Here is a 16,167-nt window from a genome sequence, read left to right on the forward strand (position 1 = left end):
ACTCCCCATCTGGTATTTATAGCGGCCTGTTTTTCCCCCGCATTGGGGATTCGATAGTGCGTGTGTATGTAGGAGAAGCAACATGCAAGAAGGGCAAACCCGTAAAACCTCGTCCTTGAGCATTCTCGCCATCGCTGGGGTGGAGCCGTACCAAGAGAAGCCGGGCGAAGAGTACATGAACGACGCCCAGTTGTCGCATTTCAAGCGCATTCTTGAAGCATGGCGCAACCAGCTCAGGGATGAAGTGGACCGTACTGTATCGCATATGCAGGATGAGGCAGCAAACTTCCCTGACCCGGCCGACCGTGCCACTCAGGAAGAAGAATTCAGCCTTGAACTGCGTAACCGCGATCGCGAACGCAAACTGATCAAAAAGATCGAGAAAACGCTGCGAAAAGTAGAAGACGAAGATTTCGGCTACTGCGAATCCTGCGGCGTGGAGATTGGCATTCGTCGCCTCGAAGCGCGTCCGACTGCCGATTTGTGCATCGACTGCAAGACTCTGGCCGAAATCCGCGAAAAGCAGATGGCCGGCTAATACAGTTGTTATCGCTGCGGCGTGCGCGTCAGTGTGCGCCGCACAGAGAAAAGGGAAAGTTTCCCCTCTGATATGCAAGAAAGACATTATGTGGGGCGCTTTGCCCCATCGCCTTCCGGGGATCTGCATTTCGGTTCGCTGATTGCCGCTCTGGGAAGCTACCTCCAGGCTCGTGCCCAACACGGGCAATGGCTGGTTCGCATTGAAGATATCGATCCCCCGCGCGAAGTCGCCGGTGCGGCCGATCGTATCTTATCCGCTCTGGAACACTATGGTCTCCACTGGGACGGCCAGGTCATCTATCAATCCCAACGTCACGAAGCTTACCGCGCCACTCTGGAACACCTGCATCAGCAGGGACTGAGCTATTTCTGCAACTGCACCCGCAGTCGTATCCAGCAGATTGGCGGTCTTTATGATGGTCATTGCCGTGCTTTGAATCTCGGCCCGCAGGGCGCCGCCATCCGTTTGCGCCAATCCAGCCCGGTTTATGCCTTTCACGATCGCCTGCAGGGTGAATTGCAGGCCGATCCGGCGTTGGCGCGGGAAGACTTCATTATCCGTCGACGCGATGGGCTGTTCGCTTATAACCTGGCGGTGGTGGTTGATGACCATTTTCAGGGCGTGACCGAAATCGTGCGCGGCGCCGATCTGATCGAACCTACCGTGCGTCAGATTGCGTTGTACCGTCAGTTACAGGCGCCGGTGCCCGCCTATGTTCATCTGCCGTTGGCGCTGGGTGCCAACGGCATCAAATTGTCGAAGCAAAACCATGCGCCCGCGCTGCCCGCAGGCGATCCGCGCCCGGTGCTGGTTGCCGCACTGAAGTTTCTGCGCCAACCGCTGCCGGAAAGCTGGCAAGATCTTGACCTGCCGTTATTATTGAGCTGGGCGATCGCACACTGGAAGCTGGATGATGTGCCGCGTCAGGAGGCTATTCCCCTGGACGAAAACACATCAGCATTCTCAAAAGAGCCATGGTGAGCTATGATTAGCCGCTATTTTTTGTTAGCGCCATTTTTTTCAGACACTATCGAGGTGTACCATTTTTACCCGAGTAGCCAATTTCTGCCGTAAGGTGCTAACCCGCGATGACAAGCTGCCGCGTGACGATGCGCCGGTCAGCGATACAAACGTAGTCCGCGAAGAAAGCGCGGTGGCTGCGAAGCCGTCTGCGCCGCAGCAACGTTCCGCCGATCGCGGCAGAGATACTCCTGCCCGCCGGCAGGCACCGCGTAAACGCCCACCTTTTCCTGCCGCAGAGGGAACCGGCCCAATGACCGTTATCCCCCGCGATCAGCACTCCATCTCACGTAAAGACATCAGTGAGAACGCGCTGAAGGTGCTGTACCGCCTGAATAAATCCGGCTTCGAAGCTTATCTGGTCGGCGGCGGTGTACGTGACCTGCTGCTGGGCAAAAAACCGAAAGATTTCGACATCACCACCAACGCCACGCCGGAGCAAGTGCGCAAGCTGTTCCGTAACTGCCGCCTGGTGGGCCGCCGTTTCCGCCTGGCGCACGTGATGTTCGGGCCGGAAATCATCGAGGTTGCCACCTTCCGTGGCCACCACGAACAGCAAACGCCGGATTCTGACAAAAACTCTTCCCAGCAGGCCCAAAACGGCATGCTGCTGCGCGACAACATCTTCGGTTCGATCGAAGAAGATGCTCAGCGTCGCGACTTCACCATCAACAGCCTGTATTACGGCGTGGCGGACTTCACCCTGCGTGATTACGTCGACGGCCTGCGCGACCTGAAGCAGGGCGTGATTCGTCTGATTGGCGATCCGGAAACCCGCTACCGCGAAGACCCGGTGCGCATGCTGCGTGCGGTGCGCTTTGCCGCCAAGCTGGACATGACCATCAGTGACGAAACCGCCGAGCCGATCCCGCGTCTGGCCTCGCTGCTGCATGAGATCCCACCGGCGCGCCTGTTTGAAGAGTCGCTGAAACTGCTGCAGGCAGGCTACGGTTACCCAACCTATCTGAAGCTGTGTGAATACCAGCTGTTCCAGCCGTTGTTCCCGCAGATCGCACGTCATTTCACCCCGACCCATGACACGCCAATGGAGCGTATTCTGGTTCAGGTGCTGAAGAACACCGACTACCGTCTGCAAAACGACATGCGCGTCAATCCGGCATTCCTGTTTGCTGCTATGCTTTGGTATCCGCTGCTGGAACATGCGCAGAAACTGGCGCAGGAAAGCGGTCTGGCGTACTACGACGCCTTCGCACTGGCCATGAATGACGTGCTGGACGAGCAATGCCGTTCATTGGCGATCCCGAAACGCATTACCACGCTGGTTCGCGATATCTGGCAGTTGCAGCTCCGTCTGTCTCGCCGCCAGGGCAAGCGCGCGCACAAGCTGATGGAACACCCGAAATTCCGCGCCGCTTACGATCTGCTGGCGCTGCGTGCCGAAGTGGAAGAAAACCAGGAGATGTTGCGTCTGACCGAATGGTGGGGCGAGTTCCAGGAAGCCACCCCGGCGCGCCAAAAGAACATGTTGAGTACCTTGGGTGACGATCCGGCGCCGCGCCGCACGCGTCAACGCCGCCCTCGCCGTCGGACGCCGCGTAAAGAAGGGGAATAATGATCCGCGTTTATATCGCGCTGGGCAGTAACCTGGCGCACCCGTTGCAACAGGTCAAGGCCGCACTGGAAGCGCTGGAGCATCTCCCGCGCACCCGGTTGATCCTTTGTTCTTCGTTTTACCGTACCAAGCCGCTGGGGCCGCAAAACCAGCCGGACTTTCTCAATGCGGTGGTGGCGCTGGATACCTTGCTGCCTGCGGAACAGCTGCTGGATCATACCCAGGCGATAGAACGCAATCAGGGCCGCGTGCGCAAAGATGAGCGCTGGGGCCCACGCTCCCTCGATTTAGACATCATGCTGTACGGCGATCAGGTTATTCATACCGATCGCCTGACGGTGCCGCATTACGGCCTGAAAGAACGCGAGTTCATGCTCTACCCGCTGGCGGAAATCGCCCCTGACCTGATTTTCCCGGACGGCGAGTCGCTGACCAGTTGCCTGAAGCGCGTGCCGGAAAACGGCATGGAACTGTGGCATAAACCCAAGTAAACGCCAGCGTCGTGCGCAGTTCATATACGGCGCCCTCACAGCACCACCTGCGCGACAAATCCCCCTTCCGGCCGATTGGCAAAGCTGACGCGCAGAGCGTGCAAACTGGCGATACGCTGCACTATGGATAATCCCAGCCCGCTGCCGGTTTGTTCCTGTCCTGGTGGGCGATAAAAACGTTCCCCCAGCCTTGTCAGGTGTTCCTCCGTCACGCCCGGACCATCGTCTTCGACCCTCAGCATCCGCTCTGTCAGCTTCACCGTAACGGTGCCGCCTGCCGGTGTGTAACGCACTGCGTTATCCACCAGATTGCGCACCAGCAGCGACAGCAGCAGCGCTTGCCCCTGTAACGGCGGTGGTGTGCCCTGCTGTTCATAGCGCAGCGTGACACCTGCGGCATGGGCATGACGATCCTGTTCGGCCAGGGTCATCGGCACCAGTTGCCCCCAGTCGACCGCTTCCAGTTCGGCCAGATCAGACAGTGAATCCAGCCGCGAAAGCGTCAGCAGCTGATCCACCAGCCGGGTCGCGCGATCGATACTCACCGTCAGGTTTTCCAGCGCATGCTCGCGCATCTGTTCATCATCACCCGCCAGTTGCACCACTTCCGTCTGCACCCGCAGCGCCGCCAGCGGGCTGCGCAGCTCATGGGCCGCATCGGAGGTAAAGCGCCGCTCACGCACCAATAGCGCATTAATGCGGGCAAACAGCGCGTTAAGCGCATCCACCAGTGGGCGCACTTCGGTAGGTACCTGGCGCGCGTCCAGCTGTGTGGCGTCATCCGGAGCGCGCTTGCGCAGTCCAGCGGCGACCGTGCGCAATGGCTTCAGTTCTCGCCCGACCATCAAGGCAATCAGCAGCATCAGGATCGGCAGCGTCACCAGCCAGGGCACCAGTTGCCCGGTCACCATGCCCAACGCCATATCGCGCCGATAGTCCCACTCCTGCCCCACGACGATGCGATAACGCCCGTCCGGGCTGGTCAGCCACAGCAGCCGCCAACTATCGTCATCGCCTTTGCGTTCACCATCGGTAAAGCCTTCTCGCTCGCCATCAAACAGGAAATCCGCCCCGTTCTCGCCATCATTGAGCAACATCTTGCCGTTACGGTCGAAAATGGCGAACGCCAGCGCGTCGTCATCCTGCTCGCCGCGTTTACCGTGATGCACCAGCTTCTTGGTTTTCGGCAGGCTGCGTGCATTTTCGTCGGCTAAAAGATCCCCCAGATTGGCGGTCGCCAGGCGTTTGGCGAACAACATCTGTTGGGTATCGAACACTTCGTTGATGTTGTTGCGCGTCATCATCCACGCCACCAAACTGGCGGAGCACCAGGTCAATAATGCCAACAGGCTGCAGATCAGGATCAGCCGCAACCGCAGACTAAGATGTTTCACGGCACATCCCCCAGGGTATAACCCACGCCGTGAATGGTGCGGATAAAACTATTGCCCAACTTGCGTCGCAGGTGGTGAATATGCACTTCTACCGCGTTGCTGCTGACCTCGTCGTCCCAGTTGTACAATTTTTCCTGGATCAGCGGCCGCGCCAGCACCCGCCCCTTGTTGTGCAGAAACAGTTCCAGCACCGCCAGCTCGCGCGGTGTCAGCGTGACCGGTTCACCGTTGCAGCTCACGCTGCGGGTGGCGGCGTCAAACACCACATTGCCATGCACCAGCTGCGGCATCAGTTGGCCGTGGCGACGACGGATCAACGCCTGCAGGCGAGCCGCAACTTCCGCCAGGGCAAAAGGCTTGCACAGGTAATCGTCGGCACCACTCTGCAGGCCGCTGACCCGCTGCTCCAACGCATCACGCGCGGTGAGGATCAGCACCGGCACGTCGTGGCCAGCCTGCCGCCACTGTCGCAGCAGATCCAAACCGTCGAGACCCGGCAGACTGAGATCGAGAATAACCGCGTCGTAAGGCGCGCTTTCCAGCGCATTTTTCCCCACCAGACCATCGGTAAACCAGTCCAGATTAAAGCCAAGTTTGGTCAAACCGGCCTTGATGCCGTCGCCAATTAACTTGTCATCTTCTATCAGCAAAATTCGCATGTGCGTCCTTTTTTAGCCATTGCCGCCCATTACACCACAAGGTTCTTAAGAAGCTCTTAAGCATGATGATCTGCGCTACCCACCCCGTTAGGGTTACAGTAGAATGACAGCACTTTTTTGCAGCCAGGGCCCTGCGCATACCGCTCGGCCCTATTCAGGAGACGTAGTGATGAAACCCACCACCGTGACCCATTTGCGCCAGTGGAAGCAGGAACAACGCAAGTTTGCTTCCCTCACCGCCTACGATGCCAGCTTTGCCAAACTGTTTGAAGAGCAAGGCGTTAAAGTGTTGCTGGTAGGCGACTCGCTGGGGATGACGCTGCAGGGCCACGACTCCACGCTGCCGGTCACCGTCGCCGACGTTGCCTATCATACTCGCGCCGTCCGCCGCGGCGCCCCAGCTTGTCTGTTGCTGGCCGATATGCCTTTTATGAGTTACGCCACGCCACAATCGGCCTGTGCCAATGCCGCCGAGCTGATGCAGGCCGGTGCTAACATGGTGAAGCTGGAAGGCGGCAGCTGGCTGTGCGAAACGGTAAAAATGCTGACGGAACGTGCGGTGCCGGTGTGCGGCCACCTCGGGCTTACGCCGCAATCCGTTAACGTGTTTGGTGGCTACAAAGTGCAAGGCCGTGATGAGCTTGCCGCCAAGCAACTGCTGGAAGATGCCAAAAATCTGGAGCTGGCCGGCATGCAGCTACTGGTGCTGGAATGCGTGCCAACCGAATTGGCGCGTAAGATCACCGAAGAACTGACCATTCCGGTGATTGGCATCGGTGCTGGCAATGCCACCGATGGCCAAATCCTGGTGATGCACGACGCGTTCGGCATCACCGGCGGCCACACGCCTAAATTCGCTAAAAACTTCCTGGCGCAAAGCGGCGATATCCGCTCGGCGGTGCAACACTATATTCAGGACGTGGAGCAAGGAATTTACCCCGCTGAAGAGCACTCATTTAATTAACGGCATGGTTTAAATAGGCGTGATTGGCGCCGCCTGGTTGAGTGCGGCCAGCGCGCAGTTCCCGGAGCGTACACCTAGTACGTGAGGAGAACGAGCACTGCCCAATCGCAATCAGGCAAGCAAAATAGCCTATCAAGGAGTTATGGAATGGTAATTATCGAAACCCTGCCTCTGTTGCGTCAGCAGATCCGCCGCTGGCGTCAAGAGGGTAAACGCATCGCGCTGGTGCCGACCATGGGCAACCTGCACGAAGGCCATATGACGCTGGTCGATGAAGCACGTGCACGTGCCGATGTCGTGGTGGTCAGTATTTTTGTCAACCCGATGCAGTTCGAACGCCCTGACGATTTGGCGCGCTACCCGCGCACCCTGCAAGAGGACAGCGAAAAGCTGACCCGTCGCGGCGTAGAGCTGGTGTTTGCACCCGCGCCGGCCGATATCTACCCGCAGGGGCTGGAGCAACAAACCTATGTCGACGTACCTGGCCTGTCCTCCATATTGGAAGGGGCCAGCCGTCCGGGCCACTTCCGCGGCGTCGCGACCATTGTCAGCAAGCTGTTCAACCTGGTGCAGCCGGATCTGGCCTGTTTTGGCGAGAAGGATTATCAGCAACTGGCGTTGATCCGCAAAATGGTGGCGGACATGGGTTACGACATCGACATCGTCGGCGTGCCTACCGTACGCGCTAAGGATGGCCTGGCGCTCAGTTCACGCAACGGCTACCTGACCGCCGAAGAGCGTAAAATCGCCCCTCAACTCAGCAAGATCATGAATGCGCTGGCAGAGCAGCTCAGCAACGGCGAACGGCATGTCGACGAGTTGCTGGAACACACCGCCGCTCAGTTGCGCAGCGCTGGTTTCACACCGGACGAACTGTTTATCCGTGACGCCGACAGCCTGCAACCGCTGGGCGTGGAAAGCCAACGGGCAGTGGTGCTGATGGCCGCCTGGCTCGGCAAGGCGCGCTTGATTGACAACCAGCAGGTTGATCTGACGCTGTAAGCTACTTTTTGTGCAGTCGTCACTGTTACAGCCCCTCTGAAAGTAGACATGGAGGGACTTATCGGTGACGATAAACGCCGGATGGATGTTCAACCTCAATCGCCTGTGAAGGCGGATACTCAGTTAGGTAAAGTTATGATACGTACTATGCTGCAAGGCAAGCTGCATCGGGTGAAAGTGACTCAGGCCGACTTGCACTATGAAGGTTCCTGCGCCATCGATCAGGACTTCCTGGAGGCCGCAGGCATTCTGGAATATGAAGCTATCGATATTTATAACGTTGATAACGGTCAGCGTTTCTCAACCTATGCCATCGCCGCCGAACGCGGCTCGCGCATTATTTCGGTCAACGGGGCGGCAGCGCGTTGCGCCTGCGTCGGCGACAAACTGATCATCTGTTCTTACGTGCAGATGAGCGATGCCGATGCCCGTCAACACCATCCGAAAGTGGCCTACTTCGAAGGCGACAATAACCTGCAGCGCAAGGCGAAAGCCGTGCCGGTTCAGGTCGCCTAAAAGTCACAACGGGCGCCGTCGGCGCCCGTTTCTTCCTGATTACTGCACCACCAGCGTTCCCGGCTTGTTGGCGATTCTGTCCGCCATGGTCTGAATCGAGTCGGTACGCAGAATGTACAACCGCTTCAGCGTATAGGGGTTGTCCCCCGGCTTCACTTTGCCCTGCACCGTGGTCACCGCCATATGGAAACCGGCATCCTTCGCCGCCTGTATCGCCCGTTGGTTATAGCCGCCAAACGGGTATGACACATACAGCACATGCGGATTAAACTGCGACAGCGCGCGGCGCGAATGCTCAAAATCGAATTCTATGTTGTGCAGCGAACGGCTCAGCAGGATCGGCTGACGATTGCCGTCGGTACGATGCAGGAAATGCGTATGCGACTGCACGTCGAACACGTCCTGGATCTGCTTCAGTTCGGAAATGCTCATAAACTGCAGCGAATCTGGATTCCACTTTTGCGGGTGGCGCTTGATGCGTGAGGAAATAATAAACGCCGTGGCGCGGAAGCCGTAATTCTTCAATACCGGGTAAGCGTAACGGTAGACCGATTTCAGCCCGTCATCAAACGTCAGCACCACAGCCTTGCCGGGCAGGTTGATCTGGTTGTTCAGATAGGCTTCCAACTGATACAGGGAAATCGTGTCGTAGCCCGCCTGCTTCAGGTAGGTCATCTGATTGCTGAACGCCACGTCGGAAGTGGTGGTCGAGGTATGGCGGAAACGCTTGTTCTCTTCGTTTTTCAGCAGGTGATGGTAGGTCAGCACCGGAATACCGGTGTCGATCTCGCAGTCCAGCTCACTGACATAACCCAGACGATCGCCAATATTGATCTCATACCAGGTATTGTTGAGCCGATCCTTCAGCTTGCCGATAATCGGGTAGCGCAGATTCTCTTCCAGCACGCCAAACACATCACTGGTGTTATCCGCATCGGTATAGACGTTGATCGCCTTTTGAGTGATCAGGTTCTGGTTGGTCAGCGGCTTATTCAGCTCGCCAAGATCGTCCTTCACCTTGCGCGATTTTTTAAGATCGCGCACATCGTCTTTATCGATAAACCCGGTGCCGTGACCGAATTTGAACTCGTAATACTCCGCATCCGCCGGGAACACCTGAATCAGCTGCCCCTGCTTCACTTCGCCGACCGGAATAACGTGTTCGCCAATCAGCGAATAAACCTCGCTGTCGCGCTGCGCTTCCATATATTCGGATTTAACGGCGCTGTCTTCCGACAACAAACTTGCCAGGCCGGCCGGGGAAGCAAACGACAACAGGATGCCGAGTACTCCAGCCGCTATCTTGTGTGTAGACCGCATGGTTATATTCTACTTACGAGTACGTAATACCCGTCGTATTTCAGACCGCAGCGTTGTTACCTGCACTCGATCATCTCATGATTTACCTGAGGATGAGTGAGCTGGCCGCCTGGCTGCAACTTGAAATTCATAGGGTATATAACAAAATGGAGAAAATGTGGAGCGTCAGCATAGCACGATTTGAACAGCGGGGAGAAAGGGGTTATTCGAGCAATTTTATTGATTTACGGGATGCTTGCCGCAGATTGATAAACGCGTCCCCGTACGTCTGCCCGGGGACGCCATACTATCAGGTGCGCAAACCGCGGCCGCGCTCGATCAGGAACCAGACCAGCAGATAGAACACCGCGATAAACGCCACCAGCACCGCCATGGTGAACGCCAACGGTACATCGCTGATACCCAGGAAACCGTAGCGGAAACCGCTGATCATATAGACGATCGGGTTCAGCTTGGACACCGCCTGCCAGAACGGCGGCAGCAGCGTCAGCGAGTAGAATACCCCGCCCAGGTAGGTCAACGGCGTCAGCACGAAGGTCGGGATCAGGCTGATATCGTCAAAGGTGGTGGCAAACACCGCGTTAATCAGGCCCGCCAACGAGAACAAGATCGCCGTCAGTAGCAGCGTGACCACAATCACCCACCAGGCATGCACCTGCAGCGGCACAAAGAACAGCGAGATCACGGTCACCAACACGCCGACGCAGATACCCCGCGCCACGCCGCCGCCGACGTAACCGGCAATCACCACGTGCGTCGGCACAGGAGCCACCAGCAGTTCTTCGATATTGCGCTGGAATTTGGCGCTGAAGAACGACGAGGCCACGTTGGCGTACGAGTTGGTGATCACCGCCATCATGATCAGGCCGGGAACGATAAACTGCATGTAATCGAAACCGTGCATTTCGCCGATACGTGAACCAATCAGGTTGCCGAAGATGATGAAATACAGCGTCATGGTGATCACCGGCGGCACCAGGGTCTGGATCCAGATACGGGCAAATCGGTTGATCTCTTTAGCCCAAATGCTCTGCAAAGCCACCCAATACAAACGCGTCATGCTTTTTCTCCATTACCGTTAACCAGGGTGACAAACAGCTCTTCCAGCCGGTTGGCCTTGTTACGCATGCTCAGGACCTGGACGCCCTGTGCGCTAAGTTGGGTAAACAGGCCGTTCAGGCCCTGCTCGCGCATCACTTCCACCTCCAGCGTCGAGGTGTCCGTCAGGCGATGACGGTAGCCGTCCAGCTTCGGCAGCGGGCTTTTCGCCGCCAGATCGAGGATAAAGGTTTCGGACTTCAGCTTGGCCAGCAGGCCCTTCATCGAGGTGTTCTCCACCAGATCACCGTTCTGGATAATACCGATATTACGGCACAGCATTTCTGCTTCTTCCAGATAGTGAGTGGTGAGAATAATGGTGGTGCCCTGGGCGTTAAGCTCTTTCAGGAAGCCCCACATAGAGCGACGCAGCTCGATATCCACCCCGGCAGTCGGTTCATCGAGGATCAGCAGTTTTGGCTGATGCATCAAGGCCCGGGCGATCATCAAGCGGCGCTTCATGCCGCCGGACAACATGCGAGCGCGTTCTTCGCGCTTGCCCCACAAATCCAGCTGAGTCAGGTATTTTTCTGCACGAGCCAAGGCTTCGCGGCGGGTCACGCCATAGTAGCCCGCCTGATTGACCACAATCTGCATCACGGTTTCGAACGGGTTAAAGTTGAACTCCTGCGGTACCAGCCCGAGCTGACGCTTGGCGTTAACGATGTCTTTGTCGATGTCGTAGCCGAACACCCGTACGCTGCCGGAGGTTTTGTTAACCAACGAACTGATGATGCCGATGGTCGTGGATTTTCCGGCGCCGTTCGGCCCCAGCAGGGCATAGAAATCCCCCGCTTCGACATTGAGATCGATCCCGCGCAACGCCTTGACGCCACCGGCGTAAGTCTTGGTTAACTGCGCTAATTCCAGTGCATAATTCATAAGTTAAAAAGTACCTTGTGACGATGAGTATGCTGCTGCGTTTTTGTAATGAAGATGATCTTATCATCAGCAGCGTTTTCACTGAGGCAAATCCGTGCGGTATATTCAGGTTCCATCCCGCCATATTGAATAAAAAGTGGCCGAATATCGCCCGGCGCCACTGTTCCGATATCCAAATTGTGACGCTTGTCCTATATTACCCCAACGCAATCTGTTCGTTACAGGCCTATAACCGCCATGAAAGAGATCGAAAAGCTTATCGCCAATAACCACACCTGGTCAGCTAACATCAGCAAGGAAGACCCAAACTTTTTTGAACGCTTAGCACAGGCGCAAAAGCCCCGTTTTTTATGGATAGGTTGTTCTGATAGCCGCGTACCGGCGGAAAGACTGACCGGATTGGAGCCGGGTGAACTGTTTGTTCACCGTAACGTGGCGAACCTGGTGATCCACACCGATTTAAACTGCCTGTCGGTGGTGCAATACGCCGTCGACGTGTTGGAAGTCGAGCATATTATTATCTGCGGTCACCTGGGCTGCGGCGGCGTGGAAGCGGCGGTCGAGAACCCGGAACTGGGGCTGATCAATAACTGGCTGCTGCACATTCGCGACCTGTGGTACAAACACAGCTCACTGCTGGGTGAACTGGAACCGGAACAACGTCTCGACGTGCTGTGTGAAATCAACGTTATTGAGCAGGTCTACAACCTGGGCCATTCCACCATCATGCAATCAGCATGGAAACGCGGCCAGAAAGTGATGATTCACGGTTGGGTGTACGGGATCCAGGACGGCCGCCTGCGCGATTTGGAAGTGGCTGCGACCAGCCGCGAAAGCCTGGAAATGGGCTATCGCAAAGCCATGGCCACGCTGCAACAGGATAAAGGCATCTAAAGCTCATAGGGCGCGGCATGCCGCGCCCACAGCAGTTTACTCGTCCAGCAGCACCACTTTGCCGACGTACGGCAAATGGCGGTAGCGCTGAGCGTAGTCAATGCCGTAACCCACCACGAATTCGTCCGGGATTGAGAAACCGACGTACTCAACCGGCACTTCCACTTCACGACGTTCAGGCTTGTCCAACAGGGTGCAAATCGCCAAGGATTTCGGCCCACGCAGCGCCAGAATTTCACGCACTTTGTTCAGCGTATTGCCGGAGTCGATGATGTCTTCCACGATCAGCACGTCTTTGCCGCGGATATCTTCATCCAAATCCTTAAGGATTTTCACGTCGCGAGTCGTGGACATGCCGCTGCCGTAGCTGGAAGCGGTCATAAAGTCGACCTCATGCGGCACTTCGATGGTGCGACACAGGTCAGCCATGAACATGAAGGAGCCGCGCAGCAGCCCGACCAGCACCATATCACTGCCGCTGTCGCGGTAATGTTCGGTGATCTGGCGGCCAAGTTCGGCAATACGGGTCTTAACTTCCTGCTCGGAAATCATTACGTCTACAGTGTGTTTCATAGTTTTCAGGTCAGTTGCCGGAAGAAGGGCGCAGAGTTTAGCATAGCCTGAAGCCGGTGGCGACGCGAGTGCGCCGCCACTTGAAAGACAACGAGGAGATCAGTCAGCTACCGTAAAGCCCATCATCATGCCGGTATCTTCGTGTTCCAGCAGATGACAGTGAGCCATATAGGCGTGATCGCTATTGGCCAGGTGATCGAAGCGCACCAACACTTCACTGCGCCAACCCTCTACGCGCACCGTATCTTTCCAGCCGCTGCGATGGGCCGCCGGCGGTTTACCGTTTTCCGACAGGATGCGGAATTGAGTGCCGTGAATATGGAACGGGTGCAGCATCATGTCGCCTTCGCCGGAAAGGGTCCACTTTTCGTACTTGCCGCGTTTGGCTTCAAACATCGGCTTGGTCATGTCGAAGGCCTTACCGTTGATCATATTGCCATGGCTGAAATCGAACGGCTTCGCGCCGTGATCCATGCCTTTCATATTGCCGTGGTCCATGCCCTTCATACTGCCGTGATCCATACCCTTCATGCTGCCGTGATCCATCCCTTGCATACCGGACATATCACCGCTGTCGCCTTTGCCCATGCCACCGTGATCCATACTCATGCCGGCCATGGACTGATGGCCATAGCGATCCATCAGCGCCTGCATACCCAGCTTATCCAACTGCGGGTTCATCATCAGCTGCAGCCAACGCTCCTGAATGCCGGTCACCGCAGGCAGCGCTGGCAGTTTCACCAGGCTGTCCGGCATCGTCTTGATGCCCTGCGCCAGCGAAGGCTGGATATGCAATACCGGCAGCGGCTGGTCGAACGGTGCCAGCGTCATGCCCATCTGTTTGACCGGCAGCGTGACGATATCGAAAGCTTTGCCGTCAGAGGCATCCACCAACACTTCGAAACGTTCGCCCATCAGCATCGGCAATTCGGTTAATTTGACCGGCTCGGCCAAAAAACCGCCGTCACTGGCAATCACATAGAGTGGACGGTTATCGCTGGCGGCCAGGTTTAGCGAGCGTGCATTACAGCCATTGAGGAAACGCAGACGCAGCCAGCCGCGAGGGGCCACGTGGCGGGGATACTGAGCGCCGTTGGTGAACATGCGGTCGCCAAACCAACCAACGGCAGCACTCATCACGTCCAGTTGGTATTCAATTTGCGCGTCCTTGCCCAGCCGCTTGTCCTGCAGGATCACCGGAATATCATCCTGTCCCCAGGTTTTCGGCAGCGGCAGCTTACTGCTTTCGTCATCTTCCAGCAGCACCAGCCCGGCCAAGCCCTTCATCACCTGCTGGCCGGTCTTGCCGTGGGTGTGCGGATGGAACCAGCAGGTAGCTGCAGGCTGCTCGATAGTGAACTGCACCCGGCGCGTTGCGCCTGGCTGAATCAGCGCCTGTGGCCCGCCGTCTACGTCACCGGGGATTTCCAGACCGTGCCAGTGAACGGTGCTGGCTTCCGGCAACGCATTGCGGATATCCACCGTGACCGGTTTGCCACGCTGCAGGCGCACCGCCGGCCCCAGCAACGCGCCATTAAAGCCCCAGGTTTGGGTCGCCTTGCCCGGCAGCCAGTTCACCTCACCGGTCTGCAGCGCCAGAGCAATGTTCCCTTGTGCGTCCGGCATCAGCAGTGGCGGGATCGGTAACGCCGGCAATTCAGCCGCCCACGCGCCCCGGCTCCACAACGGTAAAGCGCTTGCCGCGCCCAGCGCAGCGGTCAGTTTGATAAAATCACGGCGTAACATCGCTGACTCCCTTTTCTCAGTGATCTAACTCATCTAATCGTCAGCCTAAACCCTCCCCTTAGCGGAAGGTCAAGCCTTTGCTGCCGGTTATGCTACCTGTGAGTAATAAAATTTGGTGCCTTTACAGGCAAGTGTGATAACGTCTGTAGACAACAAACAGGTCTATTTTCATGATGAAAAAAACAAGTTTACTGGTGCTGTTGCTCACCATGCTGGGGTTCTCCAACGCCAGTCTGGCGCTGAATGAGTCCGAAGCGGAAGATCTGGCCGATCTGACGGCGGTGTTTATTTATTTGAAAAACGATTGCGGCTACAACGACTTGCCCAATGCACAAATCAAACGCGCCATCGTTTATTTCGCGCAGCAAAACCGTTGGGATCTGACCAACTATAATAGTTTTAATATGAAGGCTCTGGGTGAAGACAGCTATCGCGATCTCAGTGGTATCGCCATTCCTACCCCGAACAAATGCAAATCTCTGGCACGCGACTCGCTAAGCCTGCTGGCCTACGCTAACTAATCCCCCGCCTTCCGCTATCTCTGTTTGAAATTCAGCCGTGCATCACCAGGCAGAGTTAGCTATGATGTTGCGCCAATTTTTCATGGCTGTTATTACGGAGTTCCCGCACATGACCCAGAAAGAAATTTGGTATGAAACACTGCATGCCAACTTCGGCCAGTACTTCTCGGTAGAGAACGTGCTGTATCGTGAGAAGACCGAGCATCAGGATTTGGTGATTTTTGAAAACCCGGTTCTGGGGCGCGTTATGGCGCTCGACGGCGTGGTGCAAACCACCGAGCGCGATGAGTTCATCTATCACGAGATGATGACCCACATACCGCTGCTGGCTCACGGCCAGGCGAAGAAAATCCTGATCATCGGCGGTGGTGACGGCGCTATGCTGCGCGAAGTCAGCCGTCATCAGGGCGTTGAACAAATCACCATGGTCGAGATTGACGCCGGCGTGGTGGAATTCTGCCGCCAATACCTGCCTAATCACAATGCCGGTGCTTACGACGATCCACGCTTTAAGCTGGTGATCGACGACGGCGTCAACTTTGTTAATCAGACCGATGAAAAATTCGATGTGATTATCTCTGACTGCACCGATCCTATCGGCCCCGGCGAAAGCCTGTTCACCTCGGCATTCTACGAAGGCTGCGCACGCTGCCTGAACGAGGGCGGCATTTTTGTTGCGCAGAACGGCGTGTGCTTCCTGCAGCAAGACGAAGCGGTCAATAGCCACACCAAGCTGAGCCAATACTTCAAGGACGTCAGTTTCTACCAGGCGGCGATCCCGACCTATTACGGCGGCATTATGACCTTCGCCTGGGCCAGCCAAAACCCGGCACTGCGTCAGCTCGACTTGCCAACGCTGCAACATCGCTTTCATCAAAGCGGCTTAAACTGTCGTTATTATAACCCGGCAATTCACGCGGGCAGCTTTGCTCTGCCGCAGTATTTGCTCGACGCACTGAACGTTTCACGTTAA

Annotated in this window: 17 protein-coding genes; 10 read left to right on the plus strand and 7 right to left on the minus strand. The window is 56.7% G+C overall.

The annotated features are described in order from the left end of the window. Positions 1–82: 82 nt before the first annotated feature. From dksA to folK, 4 genes are all read left to right on the plus strand, one after another. Positions 83–538, plus strand: a complete 456-nt coding sequence (dksA, locus tag EBA31_RS21575; protein WP_020828563.1) for an RNA polymerase-binding protein DksA — start codon at positions 83–85, stop codon at positions 536–538. Positions 539–610: 72 nt separating this feature from the next. Then, positions 611–1,522 (plus strand): tRNA glutamyl-Q(34) synthetase GluQRS, encoded by a 912-nt coding sequence (gene gluQRS, locus EBA31_RS21580; RefSeq protein WP_020828564.1) that lies wholly within the window; start codon positions 611–613, stop codon positions 1,520–1,522. Between the two features lie 61 nt (positions 1,523–1,583). Next, positions 1,584–3,134: a polynucleotide adenylyltransferase PcnB gene (pcnB, locus tag EBA31_RS21585; protein ID WP_071844533.1), complete on the plus strand. Its 1,551-nt coding sequence runs from the start codon at positions 1,584–1,586 to the stop codon at positions 3,132–3,134. After that, positions 3,134–3,625, plus strand: coding sequence for a 2-amino-4-hydroxy-6-hydroxymethyldihydropteridine diphosphokinase (folK, locus tag EBA31_RS21590; RefSeq protein WP_020828566.1), 492 nt, complete (start codon positions 3,134–3,136; stop codon positions 3,623–3,625). Before pcnB ends, folK begins: the two co-directional genes overlap by 1 nt. A 35-nt stretch (positions 3,626–3,660) precedes the next feature. Here folK and qseC read toward each other — a convergent pair whose 3' ends face one another. Then, positions 3,661–5,019, minus strand: coding sequence for a quorum sensing histidine kinase QseC (gene qseC, locus EBA31_RS21595; protein WP_122080171.1), 1,359 nt, complete (start codon positions 5,017–5,019; stop codon positions 3,661–3,663). Further along, a complete protein-coding gene (qseB, locus tag EBA31_RS21600) occupies positions 5,016–5,678 on the minus strand; it encodes a quorum sensing response regulator transcription factor QseB (RefSeq protein WP_020828567.1) in 663 nt (220 codons plus the stop codon). Before qseB ends, qseC begins: the two co-directional genes overlap by 4 nt. Before the next feature lie 169 nt (positions 5,679–5,847). On the opposite strand from qseB, the gene panB reads away from it, so the two are divergent. The 3 genes from panB (at position 5,848) to panD (ending at position 8,160) form a co-directional block, all read left to right on the plus strand. Continuing rightward, on the plus strand, positions 5,848–6,642 hold the full coding sequence (gene panB, locus EBA31_RS21605) for a 3-methyl-2-oxobutanoate hydroxymethyltransferase (protein ID WP_020828568.1): 795 nt from the start codon (positions 5,848–5,850) through the stop codon (positions 6,640–6,642). Between the two features lie 147 nt (positions 6,643–6,789). Beyond that, the gene (panC, locus tag EBA31_RS21610) at positions 6,790–7,644 is read left to right on the plus strand and encodes a pantoate--beta-alanine ligase (protein ID WP_048760036.1); all 855 of its coding nucleotides are present in this window, start codon (positions 6,790–6,792) and stop codon (positions 7,642–7,644) included. A gap of 135 nt (positions 7,645–7,779) precedes the next feature. Continuing rightward, positions 7,780–8,160 carry an aspartate 1-decarboxylase gene (gene panD, locus EBA31_RS21615; RefSeq protein ID WP_037416822.1) on the plus strand — a complete coding sequence of 127 codons (381 nt, stop codon included), beginning with the start codon at positions 7,780–7,782 and terminating at the stop codon, positions 8,158–8,160. 39 nt (positions 8,161–8,199) lie between these two features. On the opposite strand, the gene EBA31_RS21620 is transcribed toward panD, so the two are convergent. The 3 genes from EBA31_RS21620 to EBA31_RS21630 all read right to left on the minus strand — a co-directional run bounded on the left by EBA31_RS21620 (position 8,200) and on the right by EBA31_RS21630 (position 11,460). Beyond that, positions 8,200–9,480 carry a polysaccharide deacetylase family protein gene (locus tag EBA31_RS21620; RefSeq protein ID WP_046372656.1) on the minus strand — a complete coding sequence of 427 codons (1,281 nt, stop codon included), beginning with the start codon at positions 9,478–9,480 and terminating at the stop codon, positions 8,200–8,202. A gap of 289 nt (positions 9,481–9,769) precedes the next feature. Beyond that, positions 9,770–10,540: an ABC transporter permease gene (locus EBA31_RS21625; protein ID WP_020828572.1), complete on the minus strand. Its 771-nt coding sequence runs from the start codon at positions 10,538–10,540 to the stop codon at positions 9,770–9,772. Continuing rightward, complete coding sequence (locus EBA31_RS21630; RefSeq protein ID WP_020828573.1) at positions 10,537–11,460, minus strand: ABC transporter ATP-binding protein; 924 nt, start codon at positions 11,458–11,460, stop codon at positions 10,537–10,539. Before EBA31_RS21630 ends, EBA31_RS21625 begins: the two co-directional genes overlap by 4 nt. A 237-nt stretch (positions 11,461–11,697) precedes the next feature. Here EBA31_RS21630 and can point away from each other — a divergent pair, with 237 nt between their 5' ends. Further along, positions 11,698–12,354, plus strand: coding sequence for a carbonate dehydratase (can, locus tag EBA31_RS21635; RefSeq protein WP_012146699.1), 657 nt, complete (start codon positions 11,698–11,700; stop codon positions 12,352–12,354). 36 nt (positions 12,355–12,390) lie between these two features. Here the strand turns inward: can and hpt are convergent, their stop codons facing one another. Both hpt and cueO read right to left on the minus strand, forming a co-directional pair. Further along, entirely contained in the window at positions 12,391–12,927 is a 537-nt protein-coding gene (hpt, locus tag EBA31_RS21640; RefSeq protein ID WP_071827054.1) for a hypoxanthine phosphoribosyltransferase, read from the minus strand. 99 nt (positions 12,928–13,026) lie between these two features. After that, positions 13,027–14,673, minus strand: coding sequence for a multicopper oxidase CueO (cueO, locus tag EBA31_RS21645; RefSeq protein WP_122080172.1), 1,647 nt, complete (start codon positions 14,671–14,673; stop codon positions 13,027–13,029). A gap of 173 nt (positions 14,674–14,846) precedes the next feature. Between cueO and EBA31_RS21650 the strand changes: the two genes are divergently transcribed. Both EBA31_RS21650 and speE read left to right on the plus strand, forming a co-directional pair. After that, positions 14,847–15,194: a YacC family pilotin-like protein gene (locus EBA31_RS21650; protein WP_041415681.1), complete on the plus strand. Its 348-nt coding sequence runs from the start codon at positions 14,847–14,849 to the stop codon at positions 15,192–15,194. A 109-nt stretch (positions 15,195–15,303) separates the two neighbouring features. Then, positions 15,304–16,167 carry a polyamine aminopropyltransferase gene (gene speE / locus EBA31_RS21655; protein ID WP_041415683.1) on the plus strand — a complete coding sequence of 288 codons (864 nt, stop codon included), beginning with the start codon at positions 15,304–15,306 and terminating at the stop codon, positions 16,165–16,167.

It is taken from the genome of Serratia sp. P2ACOL2 (assembly GCF_003691565.1).
GTDB lineage: Bacteria > Pseudomonadota > Gammaproteobacteria > Enterobacterales > Enterobacteriaceae > Serratia > Serratia liquefaciens.

Coding starts and splice junctions, on each gene's coding strand:
- dksA (WP_020828563.1), top strand. CDS start 83: ATGCAAGAAGGGCAAACCCGTAAAACCTCGTCCTTGAGCATTCTCGCC.
- gluQRS (WP_020828564.1), top strand. CDS start 611: ATGCAAGAAAGACATTATGTGGGGCGCTTTGCCCCATCGCCTTCCGGG.
- folK (WP_020828566.1), top strand. CDS start 3,134: ATGATCCGCGTTTATATCGCGCTGGGCAGTAACCTGGCGCACCCGTTG.
- qseB (WP_020828567.1), bottom strand. CDS start 5,678: ATGCGAATTTTGCTGATAGAAGATGACAAGTTAATTGGCGACGGCATC.
- panB (WP_020828568.1), top strand. CDS start 5,848: ATGAAACCCACCACCGTGACCCATTTGCGCCAGTGGAAGCAGGAACAA.
- panC (WP_048760036.1), top strand. CDS start 6,790: ATGGTAATTATCGAAACCCTGCCTCTGTTGCGTCAGCAGATCCGCCGC.
- panD (WP_037416822.1), top strand. CDS start 7,780: ATGATACGTACTATGCTGCAAGGCAAGCTGCATCGGGTGAAAGTGACT.
- EBA31_RS21620 (WP_046372656.1), bottom strand. CDS start 9,480: ATGCGGTCTACACACAAGATAGCGGCTGGAGTACTCGGCATCCTGTTG.
- EBA31_RS21625 (WP_020828572.1), bottom strand. CDS start 10,540: ATGACGCGTTTGTATTGGGTGGCTTTGCAGAGCATTTGGGCTAAAGAG.
- EBA31_RS21630 (WP_020828573.1), bottom strand. CDS start 11,460: ATGAATTATGCACTGGAATTAGCGCAGTTAACCAAGACTTACGCCGGT.
- can (WP_012146699.1), top strand. CDS start 11,698: ATGAAAGAGATCGAAAAGCTTATCGCCAATAACCACACCTGGTCAGCT.
- hpt (WP_071827054.1), bottom strand. CDS start 12,927: ATGAAACACACTGTAGACGTAATGATTTCCGAGCAGGAAGTTAAGACC.
- cueO (WP_122080172.1), bottom strand. CDS start 14,673: ATGTTACGCCGTGATTTTATCAAACTGACCGCTGCGCTGGGCGCGGCA.
- EBA31_RS21650 (WP_041415681.1), top strand. CDS start 14,847: ATGAAAAAAACAAGTTTACTGGTGCTGTTGCTCACCATGCTGGGGTTC.
- speE (WP_041415683.1), top strand. CDS start 15,304: ATGACCCAGAAAGAAATTTGGTATGAAACACTGCATGCCAACTTCGGC.